We start from the raw sequence: 18,245 nt of genomic DNA, 5'->3' as shown, positions 1-18,245 counted from the left end.
CGCCAGAAGAAATAGCGGCCCATTCTACTCATTATGACTCCTAACGCCAAATTGCTGGTGGTACCAACGTGGCATTAATTGTTCCCGATAACCATTAATTTGCCAACTATCGCTGTAAAAATACACACTTAGTTGCCCTGATATCGAGGTGTCGCGCCAAATAATGCTATTTTTTTCATAGCGCTGAATCACTTTTCTGGCAGGAAGATGCCATTGGTTATAGCGTGCAACAGAGGTCAGTGCTATTTCCGGCCTCACAGCCCGTAGAAAAGGCGCGGTTGAAGAGGTATTGCTCCCATGATGAGGAACCTGTAACAACGTTGAGGCTAGCTTTGTACGATAATATTTGACCAATTGGTGCTCGCCCTTCATTTCAAGGTCACCGGTCAGTAATAAACGGTGTTTACCATCATCAATACGAATAACACACGAATCATCATTTTGAGCATTTACCACCTGTGCTTCAGGCCATAAAACCTCAAAGCTCAAACCTTGCCACTGCCATTGCTCGCCTTGCTTACAGGGCGATGTACTCACATCATTCTTTACAGGGAATGGGGCTCGAACTGTTGCCTGTGGAAACGCGGCACGAAGCTCAGCCAATCCGCCAGTATGATCCAGATGGTCATGGCTGAGGATAATCTGCTCAACGGTAAGACCATGCCAGCGCAAATAAGGCAGGATAATCCTCGATGCCACGCTACCGGTCGCCCAACGGTTACCTGTATCAAAGATAATCGCTTTTCGGTCACGTTCAATCACCATCGCCAAACCATGCCCAACATCCAACATATCAACACGCCAACGGTATTCATCACGCCGCTGCGTGAGTAATATTAAATTGGCGCAAAGAATCATGATCCCAATAGGGTAATTACGCCACCACTGGAAACGCCAAATAAGCATAACCAACCAGCCACCATATCCCAAGGCAATAGATGTTGTACCGGTATATAACCAACCTACATTCAGATAATCAAAGGGTAAAAACACCGCTGTCAGTGACATATCAGCCAATAGCCAAAACACTGCAGCAATAGTTGGAAACAGAGTAAAAACCAGTGCCAATAGAACACAGGGCACAGTCATAAAGGAAACAATAGGGACAGCCCATAAGTTTGCTGGTATCGACAATAAACTGATACCTTGGAACAAACCTATTTGCAGTGGCATCAACAGTAGCATCATACCCAATTGCAAATGAAACCAACGAATTGGCAATCCATACCAGCTCGTTTTAAAGCGCGATGATAGTGGCATCCAGTAGCACCAACATATTAGGCTGAAGACAGCCAGGCAAGAGAGCCAGAAACTGTCTGAGAGTACCGCTAGTGGGTCATTGAGTAGAATTAGCACTAATGCCCATAGCCATACTTGCCAGGCGCTACATGACACACCTGCCAGCCGGAGCAATAGCCACAGTGTTAATGCTATTCCAGCTCTGACCGCAGGTGGGTTTGCCCCCGCTAACCAGACATAAATAATCGCCACCAGCCAGCCTATCAGCAGAGGAAATTGTGGCCTAATCCAGCTGACAGGAAGGAGAAACTGCACACATCGTGCCAGTCCCCCGCCAAACAGAGCCGCCATTGCAATGTGCAAACCTGAGATTGCCATCAGGTGCGCCGTGCCGGTGTCACGTAGCATTGCCCAGAGCTGTGAGGCTAGTTGACGCCTTTCGCCAAATGCCAGTGCCAGCAATATCTCCCGTTGACCATAGGTTCCAAGTTGCCGCTCAACAGCTCGGATAATCTGCTGGCGAGCACTACAGCGAGTATCAAGCAATTGAGCATGAATAACGCGTCCTTGTAGCGGACGGCGATTCGCTATTGCCCAACGTTGACTATCAAAACCCCCTTCATTAAGTAAACTATGGACGCCTCGCATCTTTAGGCGAAATCTCCATTGCTGCCCCGCACAGTAGCTAAGCCCCTTTTGCCACTTTAGCGTAACGTTAATCGGTGGAAAGACTCTCTGGCCATTAACCTGCTGAATGCCGACTAGAACTTTGTCGTCGTCGCTCCAGGTCAAATGTGAGCTATTTATAGTGCCAACAACTTGCTGCTCCCCTTGAGTCAGTAGCTCAATCTGCATCAAGACTTTATCCCCATGCCACCCCCCCCATGCAAAGCTAATCAGGGCCAACGTCAAACACTGGCAATAAGTATTACCACTTATCCATAACAAACCGCCCAGAACCAGCAAAGCGCTTATGGTTACAGCATCAGGAAGTTGCGGCAGAAAAATAAGTGGCAGTAGGCCCGCAACAATCGCAATTGCGGCACGGTCAATTGATAAAGTGATATGAACCCATCCATTCTATAATGCTCAGATAAGCTTATTGCTATCCGAACATCGCTGAGGTAATACACGGATTCTCTACAGGAGTGGATAATACAGCCAGCACGAATTGTAGGGGCTCAGAGCAGGTTCGCGAACAGTTTTACCTTGTTGCAAAAACAAGATTAGAAATGCGGGAGGTCTCTTAAATAAGCGGGATTTTACTCATGGAGGAAAAGCGTTTCGATGTGGATAGGTTTGATCTGGATAGATAGTAGAGGCGAAAAACAAAATAAAAACGGTGCCGTTATAGGCACCGTTTCGTATTAGCGTTACACCTGAGTCATCTGAAGCATACGCTTCAAGTACTTTAGGTATATATAATAACGCGGAAAGTTGTAAACAACTTAACCGTAGATATTAGCGCGATCGCGCAATTCTTTACCTGGCTTAAAGTGTGGAACGTACTTACCGTCCAACTCAACTTTAGTGCCAGTCTTCGGATTGCGGCCAACACGCGGAGCACGGTAGTGAAGCGAAAAACTGCCAAATCCGCGGATCTCAATGCGCTCACCTTCAGCTAGTGTTCCAGCCATATGTTCAAGCATTTCTTTCACTGCATCCTCAACGACCTTCGCCGGTACGTGAGATTGCTGGCCAGCAAGTCTTTCAATAAGTTCAGACTTGGTCATATTACCTCCAAGCTTTGCAGCTAAACTACCGTATAGGGGCAGAAAAACCGCCCCCCGTTATTACTCGCCTTTTGCAGCTTTGAACGCTTCTGCCATTGCGCTAGAGAAGTTGCCTTCTTCTGGCTTGTTGTTAACTGTAGCAATAGCATCTTTCTCATCAGCTTCGTCTTTAGCACGAACAGACAGGCTGATTACGCGGTTTTTGCGGTCAACGCCAGTATATTTGGCTTCAACTTCATCACCGACGTTCAGAACCAGCGTCGCATCTTCAACGCGGTCGCGAGTTGCTTCGGAAGCACGCAGATAACCTTCTACGCCGCCTGCCAATTCAACTGTAGCACCTTTAGCGTCAACTGCAGTTACTTTACCAGTAACAATAGCACCTTTCTTGTTAACAGACAGGTAGTTATTGAACGGGTCTTCTGCCAGTTGCTTCACGCCCAAGGAGATACGCTCACGTTCTGCGTCAACTTGCAGAACCACAGCTGCGATTTCGTCGCCTTTCTTGTATTCACGAACTGCTTCTTCGCCTGCAACGTTCCAGGAGATGTCAGACAGGTGAACCAGGCCGTCGATGCCGCCGTCCAGGCCGATGAAGATACCGAAGTCAGTGATAGACTTGATTTTACCTTCAACGCGGTCGTTTTTGTTGTGGGTTTCTGCAAACAGCTGCCATGGGTTAGATTTGCACTGTTTCAGGCCCAGAGAAATACGACGACGTTCTTCATCGATGTCCAGAACCATAACTTCCACTACGTCGCCAACGTTAACAACTTTAGACGGGTGAATGTTTTTGTTGGTCCAATCCATTTCTGAAACGTGTACCAAGCCTTCAACGCCTTCTTCGATTTCTACGAAGCAGCCGTAATCAGTCAGGTTAGTTACACGACCAGTCAGCTTAGTGCTTTCTGGGTAACGTTTAGCGATAGCAACCCATGGATCTTCGCCCAGCTGTTTCAAGCCAAGGGATACACGAGTACGTTCGCGGTCGAATTTCAGAACTTTAACTGTGATTTCGTCGCCCACATTGACGATTTCGCTTGGGTGTTTAACACGTTTCCAAGCCATGTCAGTAATGTGCAGCAAGCCATCAACGCCACCCAGATCAACGAATGCACCGTAGTCAGTCAGGTTCTTAACGATACCCTTAACTTCCATGCCTTCTTGCAGGTTTTCCAGCAATTGATCACGCTCAGCGCTGTTCTCGGATTCGATAACTGCACGACGAGAAACAACGACGTTGTTGCGCTTCTGATCCAGCTTGATGACTTTGAACTCAAGCTCTTTGCCTTCCAGATGCAGAGTATCGCGAACTGGACGCACATCAACCAGTGAACCAGGTAAGAACGCACGGATGCCGTTCAGTTCGACTGTAAAGCCGCCCTTCACTTTGCCGTTGATCACACCAGTAACGGTTGCAGCTTCTTCGTAAGCCTTTTCCAGCATCAGCCATGCTTCGTGACGCTTAGCTTTCTCACGGGACAGCAGAGTTTCACCGAAGCCGTCTTCAACAGCGTCCAGTGCAACGTCAACTTCATCGCCGACTTGAATTTCCAGTTCACCTTGCGCGTTCTTGAACTGTTCTGCTGGAATTGCTGACTCAGATTTCAGACCGGCGTCAACCAGTACGATATCTTTATCGATAGAAACAACAACACCACGGACGATAGAGCCCGGACGTGTTTCAATTGTTTTCAGGGATTCTTCAAAGAGTTGAGCAAAAGATTCTGTCATGTTTATAATCTTCAGGATTCTTAAGTTTAACGTCCATCTAGCATCCCGCCGGATGGGGTTGTTTCACATGCCTCGCCACACATCCTTGCAGCAAGGTTAAAGTGCTCATCAAAAATAATTTTATTTAAAAAATAAATCGTTGAGAGCTCAGAACTGACCGCATTGTCGTTATTTATTTAACGGCAACGCTAGAATTCGTTGGGCATAAGCCAGCGCCTGTTCGATCACCTGCTCGATGGACATACTGGTTGAATCCAGTACCAACGCATCTGCGGCAGGGACTAAAGGTGCAATAGCCCGATTACGATCACGGTCATCCCGCTCCTGTATCTCGGACAAAAGACGTTCAAAGTTAACATTAAACCCCTTTTCCTGCAACTGTAGCATACGTCGGTGCGCACGTTCTTGCGAACTTGCATCCAGAAATATCTTCACCGGCGCATCAGGAAAGACTACTGTTCCCATATCACGGCCATCGGCAATCAGGCCAGGTGCTTCACGAAATGCCCTTTGTCGGCGTAACAATGCTTCACGCACTCGGGGGAAAGCCGCAGCCTGAGATGCCGTGTTGCCCACAGTTTCGGTGCGAATCTCATTACTGACATCCTCACCTTCTAAAATCACTTTTAACTGTCCATTCTGTGAGACAAAACGAACATCGAGATGCGCGGCAAGTGGAACTAATGCCTCTTCGGTGCTGATATCAACCTGATGATGCAGTGCTGCCAAAGCTAAAACACGGTAAATCGCACCAGAATCCAGCAAATTCCAGCCCAGCGATTCAGCCAGTGCCTTACAAAGCGTACCTTTACCTGCACCACTTGGTCCATCAACGGTTATCACCGGAGCTGACGCCGTCATTTATCTCTCCTTTCGGTAGGCAAAACCTCTTGTCTACCCAACAGGGCAAACACAGGAGCAGTATTATACGCTGCATCGGTATGAACTGTTACCCTGCAGTGGTTTAGTTGCTGAAAATAAAACCATAGGCTGTGGCTCAAGTGTAGAAGAGATGGGCAAGATAGGCAGATAAATATTTATTTTTAAGTTATCTCTCGCCAAAGTTCTGGCGACGTTAGCTAATCATAATTTGTTCAGAAAGCACCTTTTATGCCATAAAAAATGGGTACCCAATGGCACCCATTTATGCAGTTAAATTATGTCAATCTGCAATTGAAATTACTGGCTCAAGCGGGCCAGTTGTTCAAAGTAATCCGGGAAAGTCTTGGCGGTACATTTAGGGTCCAGAATAGTGACCGGCGTATCAGACAGTGCCACCAGAGAGAAGCACATTGCCATGCGATGGTCATTGTAAGTCCCTATTTCTGCAGCGATTAACTGTGTCGGTGGCACAACGCGAATATAATCTTGTCCCTCTTCCACTTCGGCTCCGACTTTTCTCAGTTCCGTCGCCATCGCAGATAAGCGGTCAGTTTCTTTAACGCGCCAGTTATAAATATTACGAATCACCGTCGGGCCATCGGCAAATAATGCCGTCGTGGCAATGGTCATTGCCGCATCAGGAATATGGTTCATATCCATATCGATACCATGTAATTCACCACGGCTGCATTCGATATAGTCATCACCCCAACTCACTTTCGCGCCCATTTTCTCCAGTACATCGGCAAACTTAGTATCACCTTGCACGCTTTTCTTGCCGATGCCGGTCACACGCACGGTGCCGCCTTTAATCGCCGCAGCAGCCAGGAAATAGGATGCTGATGACGCGTCGCCTTCAACCAGATAAGTTCCCGGAGTGCGATAAGTCTGGCCACCTTTGATATGGAATATTTGGTAATTCTCATGCACTACATCAATGCCAAAAGCCTTCATCAGATGCAAGGTGATATCGATATAAGGTTTGGAAACCAGCTCACCTTGAATCTGTATATCAGTATCTTGTTCAGCTAAAGGCGCGGTCATTAGCAATGCCGTCAGAAATTGGCTAGAAACACTGCCATCAACCGTCAACTTGCCGCCGTGGAAACCACCACGTAAGCGCAATGGCGGGTAGTTTTCTTGCTCCAGATAATCAATCTGTGCACCGCCCTGACGTAATGCATCGACTAAATGACCAATTGGTCGCTCTTTCATTCGCGGTTCACCGGTCAGTACGATATCGCTATTCCCCAGACACAGTGCGGCGGCCAATGGGCGCATTGCTGTGCCGGCATTGCCTAAAAACAGCTCTAACGGCTGCTCGGCAACCAGTTTGCCGCCAAGACCATCAACTTCACAGCGAGTACGATCAGCCGAAAGACGGAACTTTACCCCCAATGCCTGAAGCGCATTGAGCATATGACGGATGTCATCACTGTCTAGCAAATTGTTTAGTTGGGTCGTCCCCTCAGCCAGCGCTGCCAGAAGAAGTGCACGGTTAGAAACACTTTTAGAACCAGGTAAATTAACGGTGCCATTAATCAGGGCTATGGGTTGTAAAGTCAGGGATTCCAGCATGAGAAAAGCACTCTCCAGTCTTAATGAACAACAGCCCCGCACCGGGCGAGGCTGTTGTTATCAATGAATAAATCACTAATGAATAATTATGATGCAAATAATGGTGATAAATAAATCTGTGCAGGTTTATCCCCGCACAGCGCAATCAACCATGGCGGCGTTCAAAGTCAGCCATAAAATCGGTTAATGCTTTAACGCCTTCAATTGGCATTGCGTTATAGATTGAAGCTCGCATTCCCCCAGCTACTCGATGGCCTTTCAAAGCTTGCAGACCTTGAGCTTCAGCTTCACTCAAGAACAGCTTGTCCAGAGAAGGATCTTTCATTTGGAATGGCACATTCATCCGAGAACGATTCGCGGTAGCAATCTGATTACGATAAAAACCAGTGCGGTCAATAGCGCCATACAGTAACTCAGCTTTGGCCTGATTACGTTTTTCCATTTCGCCCAAACCGCCCTGTTCTTTCAGCCATTTAAATACCAGGCCAGAGAGATACCAAGCGAAAGTTGGCGGTGTATTGAACATCGAATCGTTCTCTGCCAGAACCTTATAATCAAGGATTGACGGCAGCTCTTGGCGGGCTTTGCCGAGCAAATCGTCACGCACGATAACCACTGTCAGACCCGCTGGGCCAATATTCTTCTGAGCACCGGCATAAATCACCCCATAACGGCTGACATCAATCGGGCGAGAGAGAATAGATGAGGAGTAGTCAGCGACCACCACTTTGTTACCAAAATCAGGCTCTTCATCGATAGCAAGCCCATCAATGGTTTCATTTGGGCAGTAATGCACATAGGCGGCATTATCACTCAATTTCCATTGTTTCATTGGCTGAATGCCAGTGACACCGTTCTCGTGCGTTGTCACATCGATAACATTCGGGGTGCAATATTTCTGTGCTTCTTTAACCGCACTGTGCGCCCAATAACCACCATCAATATAATCAGCGCTGTTACTGTCGCCGAGCAAATTCAGTGGAACCGCAGCAAACTGTGCACGTGCGCCGCCGTGACAAAATAACACTTTATAATTGGCTGGGATCTGCATCAAATCGCGCAGATCTTTTTCAGCCTCTTCAGCTACCTGCATAAATTCTTTACTACGGTGGCTGATTTCCATGACCGATGTACCCAGACCATGCCAATTACGTAATTCCTGTTCCGCACGACGTAAAACTTCAACCGGTAGCATTGCAGGCCCTGCACTAAAATTATAAACCTGTGTCATTTCCCCTCACTACACTCTACTGAGATTGCCATCGTTATAACCCATTACTGGGTTTTATCATCCGAGTCCGCCTGCTGCAACGGTTATTCACTGGCAAGGGGCAAACTCTCAGCCTCCGCTACAGCAGGCTGTGCGCTAACTTGTCATTAATTTGAAATTATTCACCAAAAGTAGCCCCATCATACTGCTACGGCACGATAGATAACTCATTTTGCTCGTTGATGGTGCAAGGCCTCAACCCAATGGTGGTGACCACAACGTTGGCAGGTGACCTGTGAACCCGCTGATAATGTAATAATGAGGCTACATTGGCTACAGGCATACTCCCCTTTTTTCTCTATGGTACTCAACGGCTTGATGCAGCATTTTGGCAGAACAGGCAACCCCGGTTTAACGTGTTCGTCAGCGAAGAAAAAGACGCTAATAGCCCCATTGACCTCCAAAATCGCCAGCCGCACCTGACCAAGATGTTCAACACCTTGCTGGCGCAACTCCATAAAGAACTCATCATGGGTAATATTCTCCTGCTGCATGGTTTCCCAAACAAATACACCGTCGCTGATAATAATTAACGGCTTACCTTCCATCCATTGCTGTATTTTTTCGCTGCGAGACATTAAGAAAGTGGACAGGCGGTACAGAATCATAATGCTGATAAATACCATGACGACGGGCAGCATAGGGACATCTTCATAAAAGGTGACGTCACCCGCTGCGGAACCGAGTGTCAGAATGATCACCACTTCAAAGAGCGACATCTGTCGCACGCCTCGACGACCACTCAGTTTGAGAAATAAAAAGACTAAGACAAAGGTAAATAAGCAGCGGATACCCACCTCTGCTAAAAATTCAATAGGGAACTTATCCAGAGCCATCCGGTTGAAATCAAAAGTTTTCATTTATTGTTTTCCTGCTGTCTAAAAAGACTGACAAATCCTCGCCTGATATTCATTAAAGGTAGTAGGCCGAAGGGATTAGCGTTTTCATTTCAGATTACAGGTAATAAAAAGACGGAGGCCGAAGCCTCCGTTAGCGATTGGCTAAATCAATAGGTATGGAACAGCTTTTGGATTTCTTGCGGTTTTTGCGTCTGTGTTAATGCCAACTGCAGCAATACCCGCGCTTTTTGCGGATTAAGTGAGCCGGAAGCAACAAAGCCATATTTTGTATCATCAACTTCAGCATCTTCTGTGGTAGAGCCTGTTGGCACACGAGATGAACGCACCACGGCAACACCGTTATGTGCCGCTGTTGCCAATGTATCAAATACCGTATGGTAAAGATTACCATTGCCGACACCAGCACTAACAATCCCCTGATAACCGTCGTTAATCAAAGCCTTGGCGGGTAAATCGGACGCATTGGCATAGTTATAGATAATGCCAACTTTCGGTAAGGTACTCAGCTTGCTGATATCGAAAGCAGGCTGCCTTGGTGCTGGCTGATGCAGATAATTGACTTTACCGTCATAGATATAGCCCAATGGACCGGTATTTGGCGACTGGAAGGTTTGTACCGAGGTAGTATTGGTTTTCATAACATCGCGGCCAGTCATGACCTGGTCATTCATGGCAACCAACACACCACGTTTAGCTGAGTTGGCATCACTGGCCACCACCACCGCATTATAGAGATTCAACGGGCCATCAGCCCCCAAGGCAGTTGCCGGGCGCATTGCCCCAACTATCACCACGGGTTTATCGCAATTGACGGTTAAATCGAGGAAATACGCCGTCTCTTCCAAGGTATCGGTACCGTGGGTAATCACGAACCCGTCGGTTTTAGCGCAATCGGCATTAATTTTCTTCGCCAATTTTAGCCAAACCTCGTCATTCATATCTTGAGAACCGATATTGACTACTTGCTCGCCTTGAATATTAGCGAGTTTTTTCATTTCTGGTACCGCGTTAACCAGGGCATCGACCCCAATTTTGCCCGCGGTGTAGTTAGATTTGGTGGCTGAATCACCGCCACCAGCGATAGTTCCCCCGGTTGCCAACAAGGTGATGTTGGGTAGAGCAAAGGCCGAACCGCTGATCCCTGCTAAGATTCCGGCTAAGACAGTTAGCTTTATAGATTTCATATTATGACTCCATTATTTATAAGCTAGTGAATTATCCGGAATATCCATACTAAAACTGTGACATTTGCTGTGCTTTAGGAATACATGGAGCTATTAGCTAAAACCCCGTATGATTGCGCGTTTTTAGTACCGCCAAAAAGTGAAGAACAATGACTCAAACCTTTATTCCCGGCAAAGACGCCGCGCTGGAAGACTCCATCTCCCGCTTTCAGCTGAAACTGAGCGACCTCGGTTTTAATATTGAAGAAGCCTCCTGGCTGAATCCGGTTCCTCACGTTTGGTCGGTACATATCCGCGACCGTGACTGCCCGTTGTGCTTTACCAACGGCAAAGGCGCCAGCAAGAAAGCAGCACTGGCTTCCGCGTTGGGTGAATATTTCGAGCGTTTATCCACTAACTATTTCTTTGCCGATTTCTATCTGGGCAAAGGCATTGCAGAGGGCGATTTCGTTCATTATCCGAACGAGAAATGGTTCCCAATTCCTGAAGATGACCTGCTACCAGAGGGGATTTTGGATAAGCGTCTGCTGGCATTTTACGATCCAGAGCAAGAGTTGCTTGCCAGTGACCTGGTCGATTTACAGTCAGGTAATGCTAAGCGGGGTATCTGCTCATTGCCTTTCACCCGTCAGTCAGATTTAGAAACTGTCTATATTCCAATGAATATTATTGGTAATTTGTATGTTTCTAATGGAATGTCTGCGGGCAACACCGCCAACGAAGCCCGTGTGCAGGCATTGTCAGAAGTGTTTGAACGTTCGGTGAAAAATCGCATTATTGCAGAATCAATCAGTCTGCCAGAAATCCCAGTCGAGGTGCTCAATCGCTATCCGGGGGTGGTGGAAGCCATTGCCAAACTGGAAGAAGAAGGATTCCCGATCCTTTCTTACGATGCTTCTTTAGGCGGCGCTTATCCAGTTATCTGTGTGGTGCTGTTTAACCCAGCAAATGGCACCTGTTTTGCCTCGTTCGGCGCGCATCCAGACTTTGGTGTCGCCCTTGAACGTACGGTGACTGAGTTATTGCAGGGCCGCAGCCTGAAAGATCTGAATGTGTTTACTGCCCCCACCTTTGATGATGAAGAAGTGGCGGAGCATACCAATCTGGAAACACACTTTATCGATTCAAGCGGCCTGATCAGTTGGGATATGTTTAAAGAAGATGCCGACTATCCGTTTGTCGACTGGAGCTTTAAAGGCACCACAGAAGAAGAGTTCGCCACCTTAATGGCTATCTTCAAGCAAGAAGATGCCGAAGTGTATATCGCTGATTATGAACACTTAGGGGTTTATGCTTGCCGCATTCTGGTGCCAGGAATGTCAGATATCTATCCTGCCGAAGACCTGCTGATGGCAAACAACACCATGGGTGTGCATCTGCGTGACACCATTCTGGCACTGCCAGACAGTGATTGGCAGCCAGAGCAATATCTGGAACTCATTCAGAAGTTGGATGACGACGGTCTGGATGATTTTGCCCGTGTGCGCGAGCTGCTTGGTATCGCCTCCGGTAAAGATAACGGCTGGTATACCCTACGAGTTGGCGAGCTGAAATCCATGCTGGCATTAGCGGGTGGTGATCTGGAGCAAGCTCTAATCTGGGTGGAATGGACACAAGATTTCAACTCTTCAGTCTTCACTGCGAAACAGGCAAATTATTACCGTTGCCTGCAAACCTTGTTACTGCTGACCCAAGAGCCAGATCGCGAACCTATGCAATATCACAGCGCGTTTGTGAAAATGTATGGTCACGAAGCAGTAGAGGCGGCATCTGCGGCATTAGCAGGTGAAGAGCGCTTTAATGGCTTGTTCAGTGTGGATGCCGACTTGAAATCTCTGCCAGCACATCAGGCACTGCTTGGTGCCTACGCCAAGCTACAAGCGGCCAAACGCCGTTATTGGGCTAAAGACGAATAAGCACCATTCAGGTAAAGCGGCAAATGTCGCTTTACCTGTTTTCATCCTTATTTTTTACTCCTTGATTCTTCCCTTCTATTTATTACTGCAATTATTCCTGACGAAAATAAATACAAATCAGGACAACCAATAATTGTTTTTGTCATAAAAAAACGTTATTTTCTGACACCGCCTCTGGTAAAAAACAGCACCTTTAAACAAACTTTATTTGTTCATCAGATAAAATAGACATAGAGGTGAATAAATAGTTAATTTTTAATGACAGCAAACAATAAAAATAGCTACAAACACTGCTTTTATTTAACTTTCTCAACGGCATTAAAACAGGCCGCTCAAAATTTTTTGTAAATCTTAAAATATTTTTTCACCTTTAAAATCAAATAATTAACCCAATTAAGCACACATTTTGTAGTGTTTTAGAGCCAACTAAACTCGTGCAATATGATCCACATCAATTTTCACGCTATACTGCTTTGCTAGTATCTCGCTGTGCTTTATTAACCCTTAAGAGAGAGTTAGTGTGAAAGCTGACAACCCCTTCGATGCATTATTACCTGCGGCAATGGCTAAAGTAGCCGAAGATGCCGGTGTCTATAAAGCCACCAAGCATCCGCTAAAAACCTTTTATTTAGCGATTACTGCTGGTGTGTTTATTTCAATTGCGTTTGTTTTTTATATTACAGCGACTACCGGGACTGCAGGTGTGCCTTTCGGCTTTGCCAAGTTAGTCGGTGGTATTTGTTTCTCCCTAGGGCTAATGTTAGTAGTGGTATGTGGTGGTGACCTTTTCACATCTACCGTACTCACAACTGTTGCTAAAGCCAGTGGCCGTATTACATGGCGCCAACTGGGATGCAACTGGGTTAACGTCTATGTTGGGAACCTGATTGGTGCACTGTTCTTTGTGTGCCTTATTTGGTTCGCAGGCCAATATACTGTGGCAAATGGTCAATGGGGTCTGAATGTTTTACAAACCGCCGACCATAAATTGCACCATACTTTTATTGAAGCAGTATGTTTGGGTATTTTGGCTAACTTAATGGTCTGTCTGGCGGTTTGGATGAGTTACTCCGGCCGTACCATAATGGACAAGATGTTCGCGATGATTTTACCGGTGGGAATGTTTGTTGCCAGCGGCTTTGAGCATAGCATCGCAAATATGTTTATGATCCCTATGGGTATTGTGATTAAAAATTTCGCTTCGCCTGAGTTTTGGCAATCCATAGGAGCAGCACCTGAGCAATTTGCTCACTTAACCGTAAGTAACTTTATTATTGATAACCTGATCCCAGTCACTATCGGTAACATCATTGGTGGCGGATTATTGGTAGGTTTGACTTACTGGGTAATTTATCTGCGCGGTGACCAGCAACACTAAGTGTGGCCGCACACGGTTTTCGAAGAAATTCACATTAAAAGGTAGATGCATTATGACCGAACTTAATGAAAAATTGGCCAAAGCATGGCAAGGTTTTACCAAAGGTGATTGGCAGAACGAAGTAAACGTTCGTGACTTCATCCAGAAAAACTACACTCCTTATGAAGGCGATGAGTCCTTCCTTGCCGGCTCTACCGAAGCGACCGACAAGCTGTGGGCGCAAGTTATGGAAGGTATCAAACTGGAAAACCGCACCCATGCGCCAGTTGATTTCGATACCGACGTTGCAGCAACCATCACCTCCCATGATGCTGGCTATATCAACAAAGATCTGGAAACCATCGTTGGTTTGCAAACTGAAAAACCATTGAAACGTGCCCTGATTCCATTCGGCGGCATCAAAATGGTAGAAGGCTCTTGCAAAGTTTACGGTCGTGAACTTGACCCGCAACTGAAAAAAGTCTTCACCGACTACCGTAAAACACACAACCAAGGTGTGTTCGACGTTTATACTAAAGACATCCTGAACTGCCGTAAATCTGGTGTCCTGACTGGTTTGCCAGATGCTTATGGCCGTGGTCGTATCATCGGTGACTATCGTCGCGTAGCCGTTTACGGTATCGACTACCTGATGAAAGACAAACTGGCTCAGTTCAACTCTCTGCAGGATGATCTGGAAAACGGTAAAGACCTGGAAATGACTATCCAGCTGCGCGAAGAAATTGCTGAACAGCATCGTGCTCTGGGTCAGATCAAAGAAATGGCAGCCAAATATGGTTGTGATATCTCCGGTCCTGCAACTAATGCCCGTGAAGCGGTACAGTGGACTTACTTCGGCTACCTGGCTGCAGTTAAATCCCAGAACGGTGCTGCAATGTCCTTCGGCCGTGTTTCTACCTTCCTTGACGTTTATATCGAACGTGACATGAAAGAAGGTAAACTGACTGAAATCGAAGCTCAGGAACTGATTGACCATTTGGTTATGAAATTGCGTATGGTTCGTTTCCTGCGTACTCCTGAATACGATGAGCTGTTCTCTGGTGACCCAATCTGGGCTACTGAGTCTCTGGCCGGTATGGGCGTTGATGGTCGTACTCTGGTCACTAAAACCAGCTTCCGCTTCCTGAACACCCTGTACACCATGGGACCTTCTCCAGAGCCGAACATGACCATTCTGTGGTCAGAAAAACTGCCACTGAACTTCAAAAAATATGCAGCTAAAGTGTCTATCGATACTTCATCTGTACAGTATGAAAACGATGATCTGATGCGCCCTGACTTCAACAACGATGACTATGCCATTGCTTGTTGCGTTAGCCCGATGATTGTTGGTAAACAAATGCAGTTCTTCGGTGCCCGTGCCAACTTGGCGAAAACCATGTTGTATGCAATCAACGGCGGCGTTGACGAAAAACTGAAAATTCAGGTTGGCCCGAAAGAAGCGCCAATGATGGATGACGTGCTGGACTATGACAAAGTCATGGAACGCATGGACCACTTTATGGATTGGCTGGCTAAACAATACGTTACCGCGCTGAACATCATTCACTACATGCATGACAAGTACAGCTATGAAGCTGCACTGATGGCACTGCATGACCGTGATGTTTACCGTACTATGGCGTGTGGTATCGCCGGTCTGTCTGTTGCCGCTGACTCACTGTCTGCTATCAAGTATGCCAAAGTAAGCACCATCCGTGATGCTGATGGCCTGGCTGTCGACTTCAACATCGAAGGCGAATATCCACAATTTGGTAACAACGACTCACGCGTTGACGATATTGCTTGTGACCTGGTTGAGCGCTTCATGAAGAAAATTCAGAAGCTGCGTACTTACCGTGGTGCAGTCGCAACTCAGTCTGTACTGACCATTACCTCTAACGTGGTTTATGGTAAGAAAACCGGTAACACTCCAGATGGTCGCCGTGCTGGTGCTCCATTCGGTCCTGGTGCTAACCCAATGCATGGCCGTGACCAGAAAGGTGCTGTAGCCTCTCTGACCTCCGTTGCTAAACTGCCGTTTGCTTATGCGAAAGATGGTATTTCTTATACCTTCTCTATCGTGCCAAACGCGCTGGGTAAAGACGATGAAGTTCGTAAAGCTAACCTGGCAGGTCTGATGGATGGTTACTTCCATCACGAGTCGTCCATCGAAGGTGGTCAACACCTGAACGTGAACGTAATGAACCGTGAAATGCTGTTAGACGCGATGGAGAACCCGGAAAAATATCCGCAGTTGACTATCCGCGTATCAGGCTACGCTGTTCGTTTCAACTCACTGACTAAAGAACAACAGCAGGATGTGATTACTCGTACCTTTACACAGTCGATATAATTCCCTGCCGCAGTAAAATGGCATAAACTTAAAGGCTCCACTTTAGTGGGGCCTTTATTCATCCAGCGTTGGAGAAATCCTGCTATGTCAGTACTTGGTCGTATTCACTCATTCGAATCCTGTGGCACCGTTGACGGCCCGGGCATCCGATTTATCGTATTCTTCCAGGGCTGCTTGATGCGTTGCCTGTATTGCCATAACCGTGATACTTGGGACACCCACGGCGGTAAAGAAGTTACCGTTGAAGAGTTAGTCAAAGAAGCCATCACGTATCGCCACTTTATGAATGCATCTGGCGGCGGTGTGACTGCCTCTGGTGGCGAAGCTATCTTGCAGGCCGAGTTTGTGCGCGATTGGTTCCGCGCCTGTCATGAAGAAGGCATTCATACTTGCCTGGATACCAATGGCTTTGTACGTCGTTATGATCCAGTCATTGATGAATTACTGGATGCCACAGATTTAGTGATGCTGGATTTAAAACAGATGGATGACAGCGTGCATCAGAATCTGGTCGGCGTATCCAATCACCGGACACTGGAATTTGCCCGCTATTTGGCAAAACGCAACCAGAAAACCTGGATTCGCTATGTGGTAGTACCGGGCTGGTCAGATGATGACAAATCAGCTCATATGTTGGGTGAGTTTACCCAGAACATGACCAATATAGAAAAAATCGAGTTGCTGCCTTACCACGAATTAGGTAAGCACAAATGGATTGCCATGGGCGAAGAATACAAGCTGGATGGCGTTAAGCCACCATCCAAGGAAATTATGGATCGTGTAAAGGGCATTCTGGAAAGCTATGGCCACAAAGTTATCTACTAACTCAGTGACCGAGTCATTAATAGCGACCAACTGATGCTCAAACTGTGCCGCCATGCCGGATTATTCCGCTGGCGGCATTTTTATCCACTACACTGCAGCGTAAGGCGTGTGCTGCTGGTCAGGTTTACGCAATAACATCATTAAATACACTAAAGCCACGCCAGCAATCATAACGAACAATAGATTATCTGAATAACGCTGCATCAACAGTGAGGTCATGGTCGGCCCGGCCAAACTGCCGATGGTATAACTCATCAATAAAGCCTGATTCATCGCCACCAACTCATCAGCACTGGCTTTTTCACACGCCCATGCCATGGCTACCGGATAGAGAGTAAAACCGGCACACCCCAGGATAAACAGTGCTGGAGCCAGTGCAGAGTTACCCAGAATAGCCGCACTCCCAAGAATAATGACGAATACCTGAATGCGCAGCACCAGTAGCCGGCCATAGCGGTCTGCCATTTTCCCTATCGGCCACTGACCCACTATTCCCGAGCTGACCAGCAGTGCCATCCACCACCCGACGCTCGCATCACTCATTCCTTGATGGGACAAATACAGCGGTAGCAACCCATAGAGCGAACCTAGCAATACACCTGAGATAATGCAGCCATTAATGCCTAAACGTGCGCTACGGCGTTTTAACATCGGCCAAACGGCGATATGTGATGATTCGCCCTCACTTTGATGCGAGAAATGGGCAAATAGCAGTGGCAGCATCGCAGTAATCACCAACGCACTGACCCAAGGGATAACGTTAAGCAATTGGGTGGAGACAATGCCCAAGAGGAGCTGCCCGGTGACGGTCCCGAGATAGTAAACCATCATGTAAGCCGCCAGCAGTTGTCCGCGGTTGGTTAATGTGCCACTGCGCAGTAATGCACTCTCGACAATAACCCAGATCAGCGCGCAGGCAACACCGGCAAAGAAGCGCCACCCTAACCAGCTCCAAAAATCGACCGACAGCATCAATCCGCAAGTCGCTAGCGCGAATAGAATGCAGGAATAATGGTAACTACGATTAAAACCAAGATGCTGGATAAACCGCCCGGCAATTAATGTCCCGATAAGATTCCCGGTAAAATATGATGAACTCACCATCCCCACTTGCCAGGTTGGAAGCTGTTGATGGGATAACCATAAGGGAACTAATGTATTTAAAACCGCGATAGAAATCGTAAACAACAAAAGCCCACAGAGCAGAAGCAGCACTGGGCGAGAATATGCGGACATAATAAGACTGAAGCCATCGGGACAATGAAAGTGAGCGCATCATGCCACTGGCGATAAAAAAGTCAATTACCTCGC

At 47.1% G+C, this 18,245-nt stretch carries 13 protein-coding genes; 4 read left to right on the top strand and 9 right to left on the bottom strand.

The features are described 5' to 3' along the window. Positions 1–24: 24 nt before the first annotated feature. The 8 genes from DJ58_RS15340 to ansB form a co-directional block, all read right to left on the bottom strand. Positions 25–2,304, bottom strand: coding sequence for a ComEC family protein (locus DJ58_RS15340; RefSeq protein ID WP_032911322.1), 2,280 nt, complete (start codon positions 2,302–2,304; stop codon positions 25–27). A gap of 383 nt (positions 2,305–2,687) precedes the next feature. After that, positions 2,688–2,972: an integration host factor subunit beta gene (gene ihfB / locus DJ58_RS15345; protein WP_004710022.1), complete on the bottom strand. Its 285-nt coding sequence runs from the start codon at positions 2,970–2,972 to the stop codon at positions 2,688–2,690. Positions 2,973–3,032: 60 nt separating this feature from the next. After that, positions 3,033–4,706: a 30S ribosomal protein S1 gene (rpsA, locus tag DJ58_RS15350; RefSeq protein ID WP_004391091.1), complete on the bottom strand. Its 1,674-nt coding sequence runs from the start codon at positions 4,704–4,706 to the stop codon at positions 3,033–3,035. Between the two features lie 168 nt (positions 4,707–4,874). Beyond that, a complete protein-coding gene (cmk, locus tag DJ58_RS15355) occupies positions 4,875–5,567 on the bottom strand; it encodes a (d)CMP kinase (protein ID WP_004710024.1) in 693 nt (230 codons plus the stop codon). Positions 5,568–5,885: 318 nt separating this feature from the next. Beyond that, positions 5,886–7,166: a 3-phosphoshikimate 1-carboxyvinyltransferase gene (aroA, locus tag DJ58_RS15360; RefSeq protein ID WP_004710026.1), complete on the bottom strand. Its 1,281-nt coding sequence runs from the start codon at positions 7,164–7,166 to the stop codon at positions 5,886–5,888. Between the two features lie 145 nt (positions 7,167–7,311). Further along, positions 7,312–8,397 carry a 3-phosphoserine/phosphohydroxythreonine transaminase gene (gene serC / locus DJ58_RS15365; protein WP_004710028.1) on the bottom strand — a complete coding sequence of 362 codons (1,086 nt, stop codon included), beginning with the start codon at positions 8,395–8,397 and terminating at the stop codon, positions 7,312–7,314. Positions 8,398–8,603: 206 nt separating this feature from the next. After that, on the bottom strand, positions 8,604–9,296 hold the full coding sequence (locus DJ58_RS15370) for a DUF421 domain-containing protein (RefSeq protein WP_004710030.1): 693 nt from the start codon (positions 9,294–9,296) through the stop codon (positions 8,604–8,606). Positions 9,297–9,442: 146 nt separating this feature from the next. After that, positions 9,443–10,480, bottom strand: coding sequence for an L-asparaginase 2 (gene ansB / locus DJ58_RS15375; protein ID WP_004710032.1), 1,038 nt, complete (start codon positions 10,478–10,480; stop codon positions 9,443–9,445). 149 nt (positions 10,481–10,629) lie between these two features. On the opposite strand from ansB, the gene ycaO reads away from it, so the two are divergent. From ycaO to pflA, 4 genes are all read left to right on the top strand, one after another. Continuing rightward, positions 10,630–12,396, top strand: a complete 1,767-nt coding sequence (ycaO, locus tag DJ58_RS15380; RefSeq protein ID WP_004710033.1) for a 30S ribosomal protein S12 methylthiotransferase accessory factor YcaO — start codon at positions 10,630–10,632, stop codon at positions 12,394–12,396. A 520-nt stretch (positions 12,397–12,916) separates the two neighbouring features. Continuing rightward, positions 12,917–13,774 (top strand): formate transporter FocA, encoded by an 858-nt coding sequence (focA, locus tag DJ58_RS15385; protein WP_004710037.1) that lies wholly within the window; start codon positions 12,917–12,919, stop codon positions 13,772–13,774. Positions 13,775–13,826: 52 nt separating this feature from the next. Beyond that, positions 13,827–16,109, top strand: a complete 2,283-nt coding sequence (gene pflB / locus DJ58_RS15390; protein ID WP_004710039.1) for a formate C-acetyltransferase — start codon at positions 13,827–13,829, stop codon at positions 16,107–16,109. Positions 16,110–16,193: 84 nt separating this feature from the next. Next, positions 16,194–16,934 carry a pyruvate formate lyase 1-activating protein gene (gene pflA / locus DJ58_RS15395; RefSeq protein ID WP_032911324.1) on the top strand — a complete coding sequence of 247 codons (741 nt, stop codon included), beginning with the start codon at positions 16,194–16,196 and terminating at the stop codon, positions 16,932–16,934. Between the two features lie 87 nt (positions 16,935–17,021). On the opposite strand, the gene DJ58_RS15400 is transcribed toward pflA, so the two are convergent. Further along, the gene (locus DJ58_RS15400) at positions 17,022–18,170 is read right to left on the bottom strand and encodes an MFS transporter (protein WP_004710042.1); all 1,149 of its coding nucleotides are present in this window, start codon (positions 18,168–18,170) and stop codon (positions 17,022–17,024) included. Positions 18,171–18,245 lie beyond the last annotated feature (75 nt).

It is taken from the genome of Yersinia frederiksenii ATCC 33641, from assembly GCF_000754805.1.
In the GTDB taxonomy this organism is placed as follows: Bacteria; Pseudomonadota; Gammaproteobacteria; order Enterobacterales; family Enterobacteriaceae; genus Yersinia; species Yersinia frederiksenii.
The sequence above is the reverse complement of the archived record's forward strand: the minus strand, read 5'-3'. Positions and strand labels throughout refer to the sequence as shown.

Excerpts from the sequence above, each read along its gene's own strand:
- ycaO (WP_004710033.1), top strand. The coding sequence starts at position 10,630 with ATGACTCAAACCTTTATTCCCGGCAAAGACGCCGCGCTGGAAGACTCC.
- pflA (WP_032911324.1), top strand. The coding sequence starts at position 16,194 with ATGTCAGTACTTGGTCGTATTCACTCATTCGAATCCTGTGGCACCGTT.
- serC (WP_004710028.1), bottom strand. The coding sequence starts at position 8,397 with ATGACACAGGTTTATAATTTTAGTGCAGGGCCTGCAATGCTACCGGTT.
- pflB (WP_004710039.1), top strand. The coding sequence starts at position 13,827 with ATGACCGAACTTAATGAAAAATTGGCCAAAGCATGGCAAGGTTTTACC.
- ansB (WP_004710032.1), bottom strand. The coding sequence starts at position 10,480 with ATGAAATCTATAAAGCTAACTGTCTTAGCCGGAATCTTAGCAGGGATC.
- rpsA (WP_004391091.1), bottom strand. The coding sequence starts at position 4,706 with ATGACAGAATCTTTTGCTCAACTCTTTGAAGAATCCCTGAAAACAATT.
- aroA (WP_004710026.1), bottom strand. The coding sequence starts at position 7,166 with ATGCTGGAATCCCTGACTTTACAACCCATAGCCCTGATTAATGGCACC.
- cmk (WP_004710024.1), bottom strand. The coding sequence starts at position 5,567 with ATGACGGCGTCAGCTCCGGTGATAACCGTTGATGGACCAAGTGGTGCA.
- DJ58_RS15400 (WP_004710042.1), bottom strand. The coding sequence starts at position 18,170 with ATGTCCGCATATTCTCGCCCAGTGCTGCTTCTGCTCTGTGGGCTTTTG.
- DJ58_RS15370 (WP_004710030.1), bottom strand. The coding sequence starts at position 9,296 with ATGAAAACTTTTGATTTCAACCGGATGGCTCTGGATAAGTTCCCTATT.
- ihfB (WP_004710022.1), bottom strand. The coding sequence starts at position 2,972 with ATGACCAAGTCTGAACTTATTGAAAGACTTGCTGGCCAGCAATCTCAC.